Raw genomic sequence first — 13,489 nt, forward strand, 5'->3', positions numbered from 1 at the left:
ACGCCGCCGGGAAAAACCTTGGCGCGGCGGGCACACCGCATGACGTGCCGCTTCCGGCTTCCCGCGCCGGCTTACGCGGCCGCAGCCGCCAGCGCCTGCAGGGCCATGGGGTTCGGCGTCGGTTCGGCGATTTTTTTCAGCAGGTTGCGGTCCGTGTGGTGGAACGGCTCGTCCTTGCCGCGGATGAGCATGACCGTGTCTTCATCATAGCCCCAGCTGCCGTCCGCATGGATGTCGACCTTGATGCGGTATTCGACGGTGGTGAACGCGTGTTCGAGGAAGGGATTCGAGCAGATGCCGTAGGCCGTCGAGTCGCGCTTGGCCACCAGTTCGAAACTGGTGGCGTCCGCCGTCGCCGTGCCCGACGCCATGGCGATCTGGCCGCGCGGGATGGCCAGCGTCTGGATCACGGCGCCCGTGGCCGGCTCCCACAGCCAGTAGCCCACCTGCTCATGATAGGTTTTGACCTGATCCGGCTTGGTGATGTGGATGTAGTAGCGCAGGCCGTAGAACAGCTGCGGGCCGTTGGTGACGGGGTCGATCGGCTGCAGTTCGATGCGCTCGACGAAGGCCTGCTTGCGCGGGCCGTCCGCTTTCGGCTTGACATCCAGGCCGCGCGTGCCCGTCCAGATGCCGGCCATGCCGGTCAATGGACCCAGGTTGTTCAGGGTATGCACGTCGGCGGACGGCTCGGTGTAGATATCGTCGGGAAAATCGCTCATGCGGAAGTCTTCAAAATGGGGCAACAGTGCTTGCCGCCATTGTAAGACGCCGGCCGCTATCTGGGAAAGAGCGCGATGTGGCGTTCGGTGAACAGCAAGGCCGCCGTCGCCAGCGCAGGGCGCTGCGTTTCAAACATGGCTGCATCGCGCGTTTGCAGCAGATTGGCGGCCGCCTCGGGCAGGCGCAAGCCGCCGGCGACGAACGCCGCCACCGCGTCGATATTCGCGTGCAGGGCGCTGTCGAAGCCTTCCCAGTCCACATAGGCCAGCCACTCGGCCAGCATCACCACGCCGGCGACGGGCGACGCCAGGGCCGCGATGCGTTCAGAACGCAGCACGCTGTCGTCGCGGATGCCTTCCTGCTGCAGCACGGCCAGCGCCACCTGCTGCAGCGCGTCTTCCGCGTCGTGCCGGTATTTGTTCAGCAGGCGCCGCGTCAGGCTGGCACTGGCCGCATCCATGCCTAGACCAGCGGGTCCGGCAAGCCGGTCAGCGTGAAGATTTCAAAGCCCGTCTCCGTTACGGCCAGCGAGTGCTCGAACTGCGCCGACAGCGAGCGGTCCTTCGTCACCGTGGTCCATTTGTCGGGCAAGACCTTGACCTGGTAGCTGCCCACGTTGAGCATCGGCTCGATCGTGAAGATCATGCCCGGTTCGAGCACGATGCCCGTGCCGGCGCGGCCATAGTGCAGCACTTGCGGCGTGTCGTGGAAGACCTGGCCCACGCCATGCCCGCAGAAGTCGCGCACGGAGGAAAAGCCCTGCGCCTTGGCCACCGCCTCGATGGCGGCGCCCACGTCGCCCAGGGTCGCGCCCGGGCGCACGGTGTGGATGCCGGCCATCATGGCGTCATACGCGGTCGTCACCAGGCGGTTGGCCAGGATGGACACGGCGCCCACCTTGAAGGTGCGGCTGGTGTCGCCGAACCAGCCGTTGAACTTCGGCGTCACGTCGATATTGAGGATGTCGCCCACCTTCAGGATCTTGGTTTCGGACGGAATGCCGTGCGTGACCACGTGATTGACGGAGATGCAGCTGGCGTGCTTGTAGCCGTGGTAGTCGATGGTGCCGGGAATGGCGCCGGCGGCGCGCATGAATTCCTCGCACAGGGCGTCGAGCTTGGCCGTCGACACGCCGGGTTTGACGAAGGGCGTGATGTAGTCGAGCGTGTCGGCGGCGATGCGGCCGGCCGCGCGCATGCCGATAAAGCCTTCTTCATCGTGCAGGGGAATTTTCTTGCCGTGTTCAAGCTGGGTGGAATAACGCATGAAATCTCTTCTTTATCAGTGTGTGGTGATGTTGGCGGCCCAGCCGCGCACCGCATCGTGCGAGGCGCGCAGCATGGCGTCGACGCTGGCAGGTATCGGCCGCTCCTGGGTCAGGTAGGGCTTGACGACGGCCACGGGCGCGTCGATCAGCACGAATTTGAGCAGCATGTGATCAAGGTCCAGCTCCGGGGTGGCGGGCATGGCTTCGGCGCAGCGGGCAAAGCAGGCGTCGAGCGCCGCCTGTTCCTCTTCGACGGCGGCCAGCAATTGCTCGCTGAGGCCACTGCTGAAATCGGGACTGTCCGCGCATTGCAGCAGGAAGCGCGCGTACACGGGCTTGCGCCGGCACCAGTCCAGCAAGCCGTGCACGCCGGCCCAGGTGTCGCCGCCGAGCCAGCGGCTGGCCACCTCCTCGCGGAAGTCGCTTTTCACGCGCAGCCAGGCACGCGCCAAAATCGCGTTGCGCGAATCGAAGCGGTGATACACGGAGCCGATGGGCGCGCCGGCCTTGACGGCGATGGCGGCCATCGACACGGCGCCCACGCCGCACTGGGCGGCGACGGCGATCGCGCTGTCGATGAAGTTGTTTTCGTTGAATTTGGCGAGTCTGACCATTCAAATAGAATACAGATTCTATTTGAATCCGTCAAGCGCCCCCCGAGATGCACCGACAAGAGTTGCCCCGCTGCCTTACAATGGCATGCACGAACCGCTACAAGGAGAATCCGCTTGCTTACGCCCCCCTTCATCGCCTCCTCCCGCTTCGACGATCCACGCCTGGCGTTGGAACAGGTGCAAGCCATCTACCGCAGCAGCATCGAACACTTGCGCGACGCGCTGCAGCGCTTCGTCGCCGGCGAAGACATGCACGAGCGCGTGCGCGCCTGCTACCCCTTCGTGCGCATCCAGACCGACACCGTGGCGCGCGCCGATTCGCCGCTGGCCTACGGTTTTGTGGCCGGCCCCGGCGTGTTTGAAACCACGCTGACGCGCCCCGACCTGTTCGGCGATTACTACCTCGACCAGTTCACCCTGCTGCTGAAAAACCATAACGGCGGCCAGAAAGTGCACCTGGAAGTGGGCGTGAGCGCCCAGCCCATTCCCGTGCATTTCTCGTTCGCCGAGCATGACCATATCGAAGGCAATATGGATGCGGGCCGCCGCCTGGCCATGCGCGACCTGTTCGACCTGCCCGACCTGTCGGCCATGGACGACGGCATCGCCAACGGCACGCACGAACCGGCGCACGGCGAAGCGCAGCCGCTGTCGCTGTTTACGGGGCCGCGCGTCGATTACTCGCTGCAGCGCCTGCGCCATTACAGCGGCACCTCGCCGCAGCACTTCCAGAACTTCGTCCTGTTTACCAATTACCAGTTCTACATCGACGAATTCATCCGCCTGGGCCACGCCATGATGGAACGCGCGCCCGACGCCGCCGCACCGTCGGACGACGATGGCTATATCGCCTTTGTCGAGCCGGGTAACGTGGTCACGCGCCGCGTCGGCCTGGCGCTGGAAAGCGATGACCTGCTGGGCGCCGCGCCGCCGCGCCTGCCGCAGATGCCCGCGTATCACCTGCTGCGCGCCGACGGCAGCGGCATCACCATGGTCAATATCGGCGTGGGACCGGCCAACGCCAAGACCATCACCGACCACATCGCCGTGCTGCGCCCGCACGCCTGGCTGATGCTCGGCCATTGCGCCGGCCTGCGCACCACGCAAAGCCTGGGCGACTACGTGCTGGCGCACGCGTATGTGCGCGAAGACCACGTGCTCGACGAAGACTTGCCGCTGTGGGTACCGATTCCGCCGCTGGCGGAAATCCAGCAGGCGCTGCAAACGGCGGTGGCCGAAATCACCCAGCTGACGGGGCATGATTTAAAACACATCATGCGCACGGGCACAGTCGCCAGCACGGACAACCGCAACTGGGAACTGCTGCCGCAGCGTACGCCGGAACGCCGTTTCAGCCAGAGCCGCGCCATTGCGCTGGACATGGAAAGCGCGACCATCGCCGCCAACGGCTTCCGTTTCCGCGTGCCCTACGGCACTTTGCTGTGCGTGAGCGACAAGCCGCTGCACGGCGAAATCAAGCTGCCCGGCATGGCCAACCACTTCTACCGCGAACGGGTCGACCAGCACCTGCGCATCGGCATCCGCGCCGTGGAACTGCTGCGCCGCCAGGGCGTGGACCGGCTGCACAGCCGCAAATTGCGCAGTTTTGCGGAAGTGGCGTTCCAGTAAGCACGAGTCAGGGGAAAAACCGGGGATCGTAGCTCCACCGCCTGACGGTGCTGGCGGTGACCGCCGCGGCATCGGCATGGCGGGGATTGAGCAAGACATTGCATTCGTCGGGCACGATGACGGAAGGCACCAGCAACAAGGCGGATTTCCCCGCTGCAATCCAGCCATCGCCGGCCTGCTTGCCCGACAAGCCGGCCGGTATGGCATCCCAGCCGCCGGGGCATGGGTCGAGTACCTGGCGCGCGTTCCACACGTCATCGGGAATGGCGATGCGCACCAGGTAACGGTTGAACGGCAGGCCGCCACCGCGCAGGTAATGGACGGTTTCCAGCGTGGCCAGGGCGATACTTGTCGAACAATACACGACGGGGGCGCCCTTGCTGTTCCAGCGGCCGCCCGTGATCCTCGCGCCGGTGCCGCTCAGATCACTGGCGGGATAGGCTGGCGTCTCGACGGCAATACGCCAGAGCACATTCATGCATAGGCTCCACTCTGCGTCATGGACAGCAATTCCGCCACCAGTTTTTGTCCCTCGAAGGTATCCATGTAGCTGGCCGGCGTTGCACCCGCCAGCGCAGGCAGCGGCTTGCTCAGCCAATCGGAGACCCAGCGCGCCGCGTCAAAGCCGGCGGGATCGCCCGATTGTTCGACCATCGCCTGCACCATGCCGATCAGGGTTTCGATACCCAGCACGCGTTCCGATTCATCCTTCGACAGCAAGCTGGCGTCTTTCTCCTTGCGGCTGATGGTGGCACGCGACAGTCCCAGGCTGGACAACAGGAATTCCTTGCTCATGCCCATGCGCGCGGACAGACGGCTGATCGCCGAAGCTGGAATGCCCCGCCGTATCAAGGCAATGCGCGCATCAGTGTCAAAGCCATACAGCGCCATGCCCTCGTATGGCGTCCTCGCTTGCTGGAGCGGGACGGGAATATCAACTTGCTGCGCCATAATCGCCTCCTTTAAGACGTCAGTATAGCTCAAATGAGGCAAGTCACAAGGTTTGCTCATGCCAAAAAAAATGCCGTTCAGCGCAGGCTGAACGGCATGAGCGGCGGCACTGCGCCACCTTCCAGGGCGTTCCTTACAGGAAGCGATCCAAAATCTTGCGCGTCGTCTTGTCGATATTGAACATGTCGCGTATCAAAAAGTGAATGCCGTGGTTGTCGGCGATCAGCAGCGACGCGGCGCCGATGCGGCGGATGTCTTCCTCGCCCTTCAGCACGAATTGCGTCTCGCCCCGGTCCGTGTCGACATGCCAGGTGCACGGCGTGGCGAAACTGGAAACGCTTTTTACGCGCGCGATCTCGGGCATGAATTCGCGCCCTTCCAGCTCTTCCTGCAGCAGGCCGCGCGCCGGCTCCGGCAAGGCGTCGAGGCGGTCGATCCACGCCACTTCCTTGCCGTCGCCCAGCACCAGCGAAATGCCCTCATCGGGCGACTGGATGGGAAAGGCGCGCACGGGCGCCACGCCCTCGAAGACCTGGCCGTCAGCGTCCGTCATCACCAGCTTGCCGAAGCTGTCGCGGTGTAATGTAAAAGTTGTACTGGCCATGCTTATTCCTTGTCATCCAGGGCGAGTTCGTTGTTGCGCGCCTGTGCTTCGTAGAGGCGGAAATAGGCGCCCTCTTTCGCCATCAGCTCGTCGTGGCTGCCCACTTCGACGACCTGGCCGCGGTCCAGCACCACCAGGCGGTCGGCCCGGTGCAGGGTCGACAGCCTGTGCGCGATGGCGATCGTCGTGCGGCCCTGCACCAGGTTGTCGAGCGCCTTTTGAATCTCTTTTTCCGTTTCCGAGTCGACCGACGATGTCGCTTCATCCATGATCAGGATGCGCGGATCGATCAGCAGGGCGCGGGCGATCGAGATGCGCTGGCGTTCGCCGCCGGACAGGCCCTGCCCGCGCTCGCCCACCATCGAATCGTAGCCTTGCGGCAGGCGCAGGATAAATTCGTGCGCATGCGCGGCGCGCGCGGCGGCGATGATGTCCTGGCGCGTCGCATGCGGCTTGCCGTAGGCGATATTTTCCGCGATGGTGCCGAAGAACAGGAACGGCTCCTGCAGCACCAAACCGATATTGCGGCGGTAGTCGGACACGGCGAACGAGCGGATGTCGACGCCGTCGAGCAGGATCGCGCCTTCCGACACGTCGTAGAAGCGGCAGATCAGGTTGACCAGCGTGCTCTTGCCCGAACCGCTGTGGCCCACCAGGCCGATCATCTCGCCGGCCTTGATGTTCAGGGTGATGCCGCGGTTGACGGCGCGGTTGCCATAGCGGAAACCGACTTCGCGCAAATCGATCCTGCCTTCGATCTTGTCCAATTTGACCGGTTGCGCCGGTTCCGGCACGCTCGACACGTGGTCGAGGATGTCGAAGATGCGCTTGGCGGCGGACGCCGATTTCTGCGTCACGGAGACGATACGGCTCATCGAATCGAGGCGGCCATAGAAGCGCGTGCTGTAGGCGATGAAGGCGGTCAGCACGCCGACGGTTATTTCGCCGCGCGACAGCTGCCAGATGCCGAAGCACCAGATGACCAATAAACCCATCTCCGTCAGGAAGGAGACGGTGGGCGAGAACAGCGACCAGACCTTGTTCAACTTGTCGTTGACGGCCAGGTTGTGCGCGTTGGCGTCGCGGAAGCGGGCCGCTTCGCGCTTTTCCTGCGCAAACGCTTTGACGACACGGATGCCGGGAATGGTATCGGCCAGCACATTGGTCACTTCGCTCCACACGCGGTCGATCTTTTCAAAGCCCGTGCGCAAACGGTCGCGCACCAGGTGGATCATCCAGGCGATAAAGGGCAAGGGCGCCAGGGTCATGATGGCCAGCCACGGGTTCATCGACCACAAAATGACGCCCGTCATGATAATCATCAACACGTCGGACGCGAAATCGAGCAAATGCAGCGACAGGAAGACGCAGATACGGTCGCTGCCGCTGCCGATGCGCGCCATCAGGTCGCCCGTGCGCTTGCCGCCAAAGAATTCCAGCGACAGTTTCATCAAATGCTCATACGTAGCCGAGCGCAAATCGGCGCCCATGCGTTCGGACACCAGGGCCAGCACATAGGTCTTGCCCCAGCCAAGCAGCCAGGCCAGCAGGGCCGAACCGAGCAAGCCGCTCATGTAGTACACCACCAGCCACGGGTCGATATGCTTGCCGTTCTGATACGGAATCAGCACATTGTCCATCAGCGGCGCCGTCAGGTAGGGCGGTATCATGTGCGCGGCGGTGCTCAGCAGCATCAGCATGAAGCCCAGCGCCAGCTGGCCACGGTAGGGATGGGCGAAGCGCCACAGGCGGAACAGGGTCCAGGTCGATGGCGGCGTATGCAGCACCTTGGCGCAGATCGGGCATTCTTCCTGCTCCGGCGCCAAAGGCGCCTTGCAGCTGGGGCATACTTCCTGCTCCGCTTCCAGCACGGGCTGGCCCGTCAGGTGGCTGTCGAGGCGCTCGACGAACTGCTCCAGCACGCGGATCGCGTGCAGGTTCTGGCCCAGGGTGAAGCGCCACGAGGCCAGGCGGCCGTGGTCATCGAACAGTTCCAGGTGGCCGACACCGGCGTGGTCATGGTGCGTCAGGCGCAGTCCGGGGCGGAAAGACCAGCTTTTCCATTCGTTTTCGCCCGGCGAACGGGCCAGCAAACGCTTCTCGGTGACAACAATTATGCCTTTTGTGAAACGTAATCGCGCATCGAGGTCAACCTCAACGCTACTTAAAACGTTCTCCCCTGGAGAAAGCTTGCTTTCCACCTCCAGCAGCCAGTGTTCCGGCAGCGAGGTGATGGGGATAGTTGTTGCAGGAACACTCAGTTCAGTTGTCATCGTAAAGCATACTCCGGCTCGAGGCCAAGCCCTTCAGGGGCGGGATTTGGGGGGATGGGGCAGTCGCCCGATCAATGTTTGTGTACTGCGCGATGGCGGGGCGGATGCACCAGTGGCAATTTCCTGTATTGTATCGAATGGATGCATGCCGGTAAGGAATGGATAGCGAAACGGGCAATAAAATGATCAAAAACCGGTCAGGAAGCGGCAGAAGTGCCAGGCAGTCGCGGCGCTTTTGCAACGCTGCGCAGGCAGCTGCCCACGGCGGCAAGTATACAACAGCTCGCTGTTGCGCAAATGCTCCAGCTTTCGCGGGAGTTGCTGCTTTTATGACAAGTAAGGCAACAATTAGTAACAATTAGAGCGCCAACACCAGCAGAATACGAGAAGCAAACGCGACAAGAGGCCGCTAAAAGTGGCACACTGCGCATACCCGGGATAAAGAACCACGCACGAGCCTGAAAAGACTCTGTAGAGCCAACATAAAGTATCTGGCGCCCAGACGCCTGGCTTGTTATCAAGAAACCACTTACATGATCAAGAAGAAGAACATCGAATTTGTCCGCGTCACCCACTTGCGCGGCCCCAACATCTGGACTTACCGCCCGGTGATTGAAGCCTGGGTCGACATCGGCGAACTGGAAGACTATCCATCCAATACCCTGCCCGGCCTGTACGAGCGCCTGGTGGCGTGGCTGCCCGGCATGATCGAGCACCGCTGCGGCGTGGGCGAACGGGGCGGCTTTTTCGAGCGCCTGCGCGAAGGCACCTGGTCGGCCCACATCCTCGAACACGTGGTGCTGGAACTGCAAAACCTGGCCGGCATGCGCACGGGCTTCGGCCAGACGCGCTCGACCAGCCAGCGCGGCGTCTACAAGATGGCTTTCCGCACGCGCGAAGAGCAGGTGGGCCGCGCCGCCCTGGCCGCCGCGCGCGAACTGCTGATGGCCGCCATCAACGATGAAACCTATGACCTGGAAGCGGCCTTGGCGCCCCTGCGCGACATGGTCGACTCGCGCTGCCTGGGCCCGAGCACGGCCAGCATCGTCGATGCGGCCACCGAGCGCGGCATCCCGTCGCTGCGCCTGAACGACGGCAACCTGGTGCAACTGGGCCACGGCGCCGCGCAGCGCCGCATCTGGACGGCCGAAACGGACCGCACCAGCGCGATTGCCGAAGGCATCGCCAGCGACAAGGATCTCACCAAGTTCCTGCTCAAATCGTGCGGCGTGCGCGTGCCCGAAGGCAGCCTGGTGCGCAGCGCCGAAGCGGCCTGGGAAGAAGCGCAGGACATCGGCGTGCCTGTCGTCGTCAAGCCCTATGACGGCAACCATGGCCGCGGCGTGTCGCTGAACCTGATGACGGAAGCCGACGTGAAAGCGGCCTATGAACTGGCGGCGCGCAAGGGCGACAGCTCGGCCGTGCTGGTGGAAAGCTTCATCACGGGTGACGAACACCGCCTGCTCGTGGTCGGCAACAAGCTGATCGCGGCCGCCAAGGGCGAATCCCTGTGGGTCGACGGCGACGGCGTCTCCAGCGTGCTGGAACTCGTCAATACGCAGATCAATATCGACCCGCGCCGCGGCGAAGGCGAAGATTTTCCATTGGGCACCGTCAAGCCGCATGAATCGGGCGAAATCGTGCTGGAACTGCAGCGCCAGGGCATGACCGCCCTGTCCGTGCCGCAGGCCGGCCAGAAAGTGCTGATCCAGCCGAACGGCAACGTGGCCATCGACGTCACCGACGACGTGCATCCATCCGTCGTGCACGCGGCCCTGCTGGCCGCCCGCGTGGTCGGCCTCGATATCGCCGGCATCGACCTGGTCACCAGCGACATCACGCGTCCTTTGGCAGAGCAGCGCGGCGCCATTATCGAAGTCAATGCCAGCCCCGGCCTGCTGGCGCACATCAAGCCCGGCGTGGGCCAGCCGCGTCCCGTCGGCGCGGCCATCGTCGAGCACCTGTTCGCGCCCGAGGAAACGGGCCGCATTCCGCTGATCGGCGTGACGGGCACGCGCGGCGCCAGCCTGATCGTGCGCATGCTGTGCAAGCTGCTCAACCTGTCGGGCCTGCACACGGGCGCCGTCTGCAGCGAAGGCATGTACCTGGACCAGCGCAGAGTCGTCAGCAGCGATTGCGTGAACTGGGATGCGGGCCAGCGCCTGCTGCTCAACCGCACCGTGCAGACGGCCCTGTTCGAGAGCAATCCACGCATGATCCTGGCCGACGGCCTGGCCTATGACAAGTGCCAGATCGGCGTCGTCACCGACATGGGCAGCCTCGATAGCGTCAAGGATTTCGACGTGCTCGATGATGCGGGCTTGTACAAGGCCGTGCGCAGCCAGGTCGACGTGGTCGTGCCAACGGGCGTGGCCGTGCTCAACGCCGCCAACGCGCAGGTGCTGGAACTGGCCGAGCTGTGCGATGGCACGGTGACCCTGTACGCGCAGGATGGCAGCTTGCCGGCCATCGCGGCGCAGCTGGCTGCCGGCCAGCGTGCCGTATTCGTGCGCGGCAACCACATCGTGCTGGCCGAAGGCGGCATCGAAACGGTCTTGCTGTGCCTGGACCTGCTGAAACCGGCCACGGCCGGCAATGTCGACAGCGTGCTGGCCGTGGCCGCCGCCGCCTGGGCCCTGAACCTGCCCGTCGATCTGATTTGCGCGGGCCTGCGTACCTTCGACGCGGCCCCCGGCTGCATCGGCAACTAAGGCAAAGCAGCACTCAAGCCCGGCTACGGCCGGGCCCACAAGAACACAACAGGATTACGGTTTAATTATGGAAGTATCTCGCGTACGGGCCTTGCGGGGCCCCAACCTCTGGAGCCACGACACCGCCGTGGAAGCCATTGTTTCCTGCACCACGCAGGAACTCGACATCGCGCAGCTGCCCGGCTTCGAAGCCCGCCTGCGCGCACTCTTTCCGCAACTGAGCCCGCTGCAACCGCTGGGCAACTACAACGCCGCGCCGATGGCGCAGGTGCTGGAACTGGCGGCGCTGGGCCTGCAGGCGCAGGCCGGCTGCCCCGTCACCTTCAGCCGCACCACGCCGACCCTGGAAACGGGCATCTTCCAGGTCGTCGTCGAATACTCGGAAGAAGCCGTCGGCCGCCTGGCCCTGGAACTGGCGCAGCAGCTGTGCCGCGCAGCGCTTGACGACGCGCCGTTCGACCTGGCCGGCGCCCTGCACCAGCTGCAGGAACTCGATGAAGACGTGCGCCTGGGGCCGTCCACCGGCGCCATCGTCAACGCCGCCGTGGCGCGCAACATCCCGTTCCGCCGCCTGACCGAAGGCAGCCTGGTGACGTTCGGCTGGGGCAGCAAGCAGCGCAAGATCCAGGCCGCCGAAATGGACGGCACCAGCGCGATTGCCGAAGCCATCGCGCAGGACAAGGAACTGACCAAGAAGTTGCTGGACTCGGCCGGCGTGCCCGTGCCGCAAGGCCGTGTCGTCGTCGACGCGGATGACGCCTGGGCCGCCGCCTGCGACATCGGCCTGCCCGTCGTCGTAAAACCAAAGGATGGCAACCAGGGCAAGGGCGTCACCGTCAACATCACCACGCGCGAACAGCTGACGGCCGGCTTCATCGCGGCGCAGGAATTCCGCGACGACATCCTCGTCGAACGCTATCTGCCGGGCCACGATTTCCGCCTGCTCGTCATCGGCAACAAGATGGTGGCAGCGGCCCGCCGCGACCCGCCGCAAGTGGTGGGCGACGGCCAGCACACGGTGCGCGAACTGGTCGACCAGGTCAACCTGGACCCGCGCCGCGGCAGCGGCCACGCCACCTCGCTGACGAAAATCCGCTTCGACGACATCGCCCTGGCCAGCCTGGCCAAGCAGGGCTATGTGGCCGACTCCGTGCCGCCCGTGGGCCAGCGCGTGATCCTGCGCAATAACGCCAACCTGTCGACGGGCGGCTCGGCCACCGACGTCACCGTCGACGTGCACCCTGAAGTGGCGGCGCGCGCCGTCGCGGCCGCGCACATGGTGGGCCTGGACATCTGCGGCGTGGACGTGGTCTCCGAAAGCATTCTGAAACCGCTGGAAGAGCAGAACGCCGGCATCGTCGAAGTGAACGCCGCGCCGGGCCTGCGCATGCACCTGGCGCCCTCGTTCGGCAAGCCGCGCCCCGTGGGCGAAGCCATCATCGCCGCCATGTTCGCCGAAGGCGACGATGGCCGCATTCCCGTCGTCGCCGTCACCGGCACCAACGGCAAGACCACCACCGTGCGCCTGATCGCCCACCTGCTCACCACCTCCGGCCTGCGCACCGGCATGACGAACACGGATGGCGTGTACATCGAAGGACGCCAGATCGACAGCGGCGACTGCAGCGGCCCGCGCAGCGCGCGCAACGTGCTGCTGCACCCCGACGTCGACGCGGCCGTGTTCGAGACGGCGCGCGGCGGCATGCTGCGCGAAGGCCTGGCTTTTGATCGCTGCCAGGTCGCCGTGGTGACGAATATCGGCGCCGGCGACCACCTGGGCCTGAACTACATCACCACCGTGGAAGACCTCGCGGTACTCAAAAGAGTGATCGTGCAGAACGTGGCCGACAGCGGCGTGGCCGTGCTCAATGCCACCGACCCTGCCGTGGCGCGCATGGCCAAGAATTGCAGCGGCACGGTGACCTTCTTCGCCGCCGACAAGACGCATCCCGTGATGGCCACGCACCGCGCGCAGGGCAACCGCGTGGTGTACGTGGAAGACGGCAAACTGGTCGCGGCGCAAGGCCAGGAGCGCCACGAAATCGCCCTGTCGCAGGTGCCGATCACGCGCAACGGCGCCATCGGCTTCCAGGTCGACAACGTCATGGCGTCGCTGGCCGCCGCCTGGGCCGTGGGCCTGGACTGGAACACCATCGCGCTGGGCCTGAAGACCTTTGCCAATGAAGCCGACAATGCGCCGGGCCGCTTCAACGTCTTCGATTACAAGGGCGCCACGCTGATCGCCGACTACGGCCACAATCCGGACGCCATCCTGGCGCTGGTGCAGGCCGTGGAAAGCATGCCGGCCAAGCGCCGTCTTGTCGTCATCAGTGGCGCCGGCGACCGCCGCGACGAAGACATCCGCCAGCAGACGGAAATCCTCGGCGCCGCCTTCGACGACGTGCTGCTGTACCAGGACCAGTGCCAGCGCGGCCGCGCCGACGGCGAAGTGGTGGCACTGCTGCGCCAGGGCCTGGACGGCGCCAAGCGCACCAGCCATATCGATGAAATCAACGGCGAATTCGTCGCCATCGACAAGGCCCTGGCGCGCCTCGCCGAGGGCGACCTGTGCCTGATCCTGATCGACCAGGTGGAAGAAGCGCTGGCGCACATCGCCATGCGCGTCGCCGAAGCGTAAGCGCAGCCTGACTGCACACGAGGGCGGCCTGCGGGCCGCCTTTTTTTCGTCCCTGCGCGGCCGGCACGGCGCCACCGCA

General features: G+C 64.7%; 11 protein-coding genes. 3 read left to right on the plus strand and 8 right to left on the minus strand.

Annotated features, from left to right (window positions below):
* Positions 1 to 71 precede the first annotated feature (71 nt).
* From AC3RCJ_RS22650 to AC3RCJ_RS22665, 4 genes are read right to left on the minus strand one after another with little or no spacing between them, the layout of a single operon-like run.
* Positions 72 to 722, minus strand: a complete 651-nt coding sequence (locus AC3RCJ_RS22650; RefSeq protein ID WP_492961020.1) for an FABP family protein — start codon at positions 720 to 722, stop codon at positions 72 to 74.
* A gap of 56 nt (positions 723 to 778) precedes the next feature.
* Positions 779 to 1,183, minus strand: a complete 405-nt coding sequence (locus tag AC3RCJ_RS22655) for a hypothetical protein (RefSeq protein ID WP_492961022.1) — start codon at positions 1,181 to 1,183, stop codon at positions 779 to 781.
* Between the two features lie 2 nt (positions 1,184 to 1,185).
* Entirely contained in the window at positions 1,186 to 1,989 is an 804-nt protein-coding gene (gene map / locus AC3RCJ_RS22660) for a type I methionyl aminopeptidase (protein WP_492961024.1), read from the minus strand.
* 15 nt (positions 1,990 to 2,004) lie between these two features.
* The gene (locus AC3RCJ_RS22665; protein ID WP_492961026.1) at positions 2,005 to 2,604 is read right to left on the minus strand and encodes a TetR/AcrR family transcriptional regulator; all 600 of its coding nucleotides are present in this window, start codon (positions 2,602 to 2,604) and stop codon (positions 2,005 to 2,007) included.
* Positions 2,605 to 2,718: 114 nt separating this feature from the next.
* On the opposite strand from AC3RCJ_RS22665, the gene AC3RCJ_RS22670 reads away from it, so the two are divergent.
* Positions 2,719 to 4,233 (plus strand): AMP nucleosidase, encoded by a 1,515-nt coding sequence (locus tag AC3RCJ_RS22670; RefSeq protein ID WP_492961028.1) that lies wholly within the window; start codon positions 2,719 to 2,721, stop codon positions 4,231 to 4,233.
* 7 nt (positions 4,234 to 4,240) lie between these two features.
* Here AC3RCJ_RS22670 and AC3RCJ_RS22675 read toward each other — a convergent pair whose 3' ends face one another.
* From AC3RCJ_RS22675 to AC3RCJ_RS22690, 4 genes are all read right to left on the minus strand, one after another.
* Positions 4,241 to 4,711: an RES family NAD+ phosphorylase gene (locus tag AC3RCJ_RS22675; RefSeq protein ID WP_492961030.1), complete on the minus strand. Its 471-nt coding sequence runs from the start codon at positions 4,709 to 4,711 to the stop codon at positions 4,241 to 4,243.
* Positions 4,708 to 5,184 (minus strand): Xre family toxin-antitoxin system antitoxin, encoded by a 477-nt coding sequence (locus tag AC3RCJ_RS22680; RefSeq protein WP_492961032.1) that lies wholly within the window; start codon positions 5,182 to 5,184, stop codon positions 4,708 to 4,710. Before AC3RCJ_RS22680 ends, AC3RCJ_RS22675 begins: the two co-directional genes overlap by 4 nt.
* 133 nt (positions 5,185 to 5,317) lie before the next feature.
* Positions 5,318 to 5,788, minus strand: a complete 471-nt coding sequence (locus AC3RCJ_RS22685; protein WP_492961034.1) for a cyanophycin metabolism-associated DUF1854 family protein — start codon at positions 5,786 to 5,788, stop codon at positions 5,318 to 5,320.
* Between the two features lie 2 nt (positions 5,789 to 5,790).
* Positions 5,791 to 8,061 (minus strand): cyanophycin metabolism-associated ABC transporter, encoded by a 2,271-nt coding sequence (locus AC3RCJ_RS22690; RefSeq protein WP_492961036.1) that lies wholly within the window; start codon positions 8,059 to 8,061, stop codon positions 5,791 to 5,793.
* A 533-nt stretch (positions 8,062 to 8,594) separates the two neighbouring features.
* Here AC3RCJ_RS22690 and AC3RCJ_RS22695 point away from each other — a divergent pair.
* Both AC3RCJ_RS22695 and cphA read left to right on the plus strand, forming a co-directional pair.
* Positions 8,595 to 10,772: a cyanophycin synthetase gene (locus tag AC3RCJ_RS22695; RefSeq protein ID WP_492961038.1), complete on the plus strand. Its 2,178-nt coding sequence runs from the start codon at positions 8,595 to 8,597 to the stop codon at positions 10,770 to 10,772.
* Positions 10,773 to 10,839: 67 nt separating this feature from the next.
* Positions 10,840 to 13,410 (plus strand): cyanophycin synthetase, encoded by a 2,571-nt coding sequence (gene cphA, locus AC3RCJ_RS22700; RefSeq protein WP_492961040.1) that lies wholly within the window; start codon positions 10,840 to 10,842, stop codon positions 13,408 to 13,410.
* The last annotated feature ends 79 nt before the right edge of the window (positions 13,411 to 13,489 follow it).

Source organism: Janthinobacterium sp. GW822-FHT07H11 (assembly GCF_058798615.1).

Excerpts from the sequence above, each read along its gene's own strand:
- AC3RCJ_RS22650 (WP_492961020.1), bottom strand. The coding sequence starts at position 722 with ATGAGCGATTTTCCCGACGATATCTACACCGAGCCGTCCGCCGACGTG.
- AC3RCJ_RS22655 (WP_492961022.1), bottom strand. The coding sequence starts at position 1,183 with ATGGATGCGGCCAGTGCCAGCCTGACGCGGCGCCTGCTGAACAAATAC.
- map (WP_492961024.1), bottom strand. The coding sequence starts at position 1,989 with ATGCGTTATTCCACCCAGCTTGAACACGGCAAGAAAATTCCCCTGCAC.
- AC3RCJ_RS22665 (WP_492961026.1), bottom strand. The coding sequence starts at position 2,604 with ATGGTCAGACTCGCCAAATTCAACGAAAACAACTTCATCGACAGCGCG.
- AC3RCJ_RS22675 (WP_492961030.1), bottom strand. The coding sequence starts at position 4,711 with ATGAATGTGCTCTGGCGTATTGCCGTCGAGACGCCAGCCTATCCCGCC.
- AC3RCJ_RS22680 (WP_492961032.1), bottom strand. The coding sequence starts at position 5,184 with ATGGCGCAGCAAGTTGATATTCCCGTCCCGCTCCAGCAAGCGAGGACG.
- AC3RCJ_RS22685 (WP_492961034.1), bottom strand. The coding sequence starts at position 5,788 with ATGGCCAGTACAACTTTTACATTACACCGCGACAGCTTCGGCAAGCTG.
- AC3RCJ_RS22690 (WP_492961036.1), bottom strand. The coding sequence starts at position 8,061 with ATGACAACTGAACTGAGTGTTCCTGCAACAACTATCCCCATCACCTCG.
- AC3RCJ_RS22695 (WP_492961038.1), top strand. The coding sequence starts at position 8,595 with ATGATCAAGAAGAAGAACATCGAATTTGTCCGCGTCACCCACTTGCGC.
- cphA (WP_492961040.1), top strand. The coding sequence starts at position 10,840 with ATGGAAGTATCTCGCGTACGGGCCTTGCGGGGCCCCAACCTCTGGAGC.